Below are 1934 nucleotides of genomic sequence, written 5' to 3'. Positions count from 1 at the left end.
CTCTACCACTGAGCTACCGGGGAACGGAGGCTCTTATGTGAGTGGCGCAGCCTATAGCTGCCCTTTTCGGCTTTGCAAAGAAGCTTTTCACATTTTTCCGAGGCTTTTTCGCATAGGCCTTTCTCGCAATCGTCGAAGGATGCCCTCATATTAGCCGTCTTGGCAGGGATATGGAACCGAAAGCGCGGCGGCGGCTTTGGTTTGAGCATGCTTGCGAACGATCGAAACGGGTCAATCTTTCGAGACGATGACAGCACAAGACAACCAGATGCCGGCGCGCAAAATCTCTGTTTTCGGGCGCGAGTTCAAAATGCCGCGCTCGCGCGGGCTCAGAATCACGATCGGCATCCTGCTGACCATCGGTGGCATCCTCGGTTTCCTGCCGATCCTCGGCTTCTGGATGGTTCCGCTCGGATTGCTGGTGCTGTCCTATGAATTCGCCATGGTCCGCCGTCACCGGCGTCGCTTTGTCGTCTGGTGGGAACGGCGTCGCCGGCCCGATTGACCGCCGATAGCGCAAGGTGGTGTTTCAGTGGGCGGCCTGCTCTTCCAGTGCCTCACGGATCTGCTTGAGAACAGCCGCGGCCGAGGCAAGCCTTGCCCTGTCATGCGGCGACAGGATGCGTTTCTTCTCCCATCAGGCTATGCTTAACTGTCCGCTAATAAAGCGGTCCGATGATTTGCCGGACGCCGTCCGGACTGACGCGAGGAAACCGTTCGGAATGCAAGGTGGCCGCTTGACGGCATTTTCGCCGCAACCTATTGGAACCGGGTGGAACGCCGGGAGCAATGAGGCCTCGTGGCGGAGTGGTTACGCAGAGGACTGCAAATCCTTGCACCCCGGTTCGATTCCGGGCGAGGCCTCCAATGCCCGGGCCCCCGCGCGGCAGCGCAGGGGCCTGAAGTTCCTGACACAATGGACCGCGGTTCTGGCGCGGCAAGCGGACTGGTTGGGACATGAGCGCTGATTTCTCCGAACTACGCGTCAAGATGGTCGACGGCCAGGTCCGCACCACAGATGTGACCAGCGCGCCGCTACTCGATGCAATGCTTGTCGTCCCAAGAGAGATGTTTGTCGGCGCCGCCCAGCGCGATCTCGCCTATATCGACGAGGACATCCGCATTGCAGCCGGCGCGGACGGTTCGCGCTACCTGATGGAAGCGTCGCCGTTGGCCAAGCTTATCCAGCTGGCCGAGATCAACCCGACCGATTCGGTGCTCGATGTCGGTTGCGGAACGGGCTACGCCTCGGCCATCCTGTCGCGGCTGGCCGGGTCCGTAGTGGCGCTCGAAAACGATTCGGCGCTGGCGGAAACCGCCAGATCGACGCTTTCGTCGCTTGGCTGCGGCAATGTGACCGTCGTCCAGGGCGCGTTGCCGCAGGGGCATGCCGCCAAGGCGCCTTATGATGTTATCTTTATCGGTGGCAGTGTCGCGGAAGTGCCGGCCCCGTTGCTCGACCAGCTTGCCGAAGGCGGCCGACTCGTCGCCGTCGAAGGGCAGGGCAATTCCGGCGTGGCCCGTCTCTTTTTCAAGGCCGGGGGGGTTGTAACCGGAAGACGTGCATTTAATGCGGCAATTAAGCCACTACCGGGGTTTGAACGCATTCGTGCTTTCGAATTCTGAATGATTTGGCCTTGCAGCAGAGGCTTTGTCATGGTCGCTTGCATTTGAACGATCGCTGCTGATGCCAAACTGGGGGCACTTTGGGGGTGAGCAGCAGGGAACACGAACACGCGGCGCCGGCTGATCTATGAGAGAAGCAGGCGCGGCGCGGTTCCCATGGAAAACGAATGAGGGTTTAACCGTGCCGTCTTTACGCAAGTCACTTTTCACCGCCGTCCTCGTTTCGGCGACCATGCTGTCCCCACTGGCCGCTTCAGCCGAAACCATCTCCGGCGCGCTTGCAAAGGCCTACCAGTACAATTCTTCAC

3 protein-coding genes and 1 tRNA gene are annotated in these 1934 nt (G+C 60.2%); all 4 read left to right on the top strand.

The features are described 5' to 3' along the window. The first annotated feature begins 247 nt into the window (after positions 1–247). A complete protein-coding gene (locus EN879_RS33830; RefSeq protein ID WP_024503836.1) occupies positions 248–505 on the top strand; it encodes a hypothetical protein in 258 nt (85 codons plus the stop codon). Between the two features lie 288 nt (positions 506–793). After that, positions 794–867: transfer RNA gene (locus EN879_RS33825), tRNA-Cys, on the top strand. Positions 868–957: 90 nt separating this feature from the next. Continuing rightward, complete coding sequence (locus EN879_RS33820; RefSeq protein WP_024503837.1) at positions 958–1626, top strand: protein-L-isoaspartate O-methyltransferase; 669 nt, start codon at positions 958–960, stop codon at positions 1624–1626. Positions 1627–1753: 127 nt separating this feature from the next. After that, positions 1754–1934, top strand: a 181-nt coding sequence (locus EN879_RS39560; RefSeq protein ID WP_206521060.1) for a hypothetical protein, incomplete at its 3' end; no start/stop codon positions are given.

It is taken from the genome of Mesorhizobium sp. M7A.F.Ca.AU.002.02.1.1 (assembly GCF_003998535.1).
Classification (GTDB): domain Bacteria; phylum Pseudomonadota; class Alphaproteobacteria; order Rhizobiales; family Rhizobiaceae; genus Mesorhizobium; species Mesorhizobium ciceri.
The sequence above is the reverse complement of the archived record's forward strand: the minus strand, read 5'-3'. Positions and strand labels throughout refer to the sequence as shown.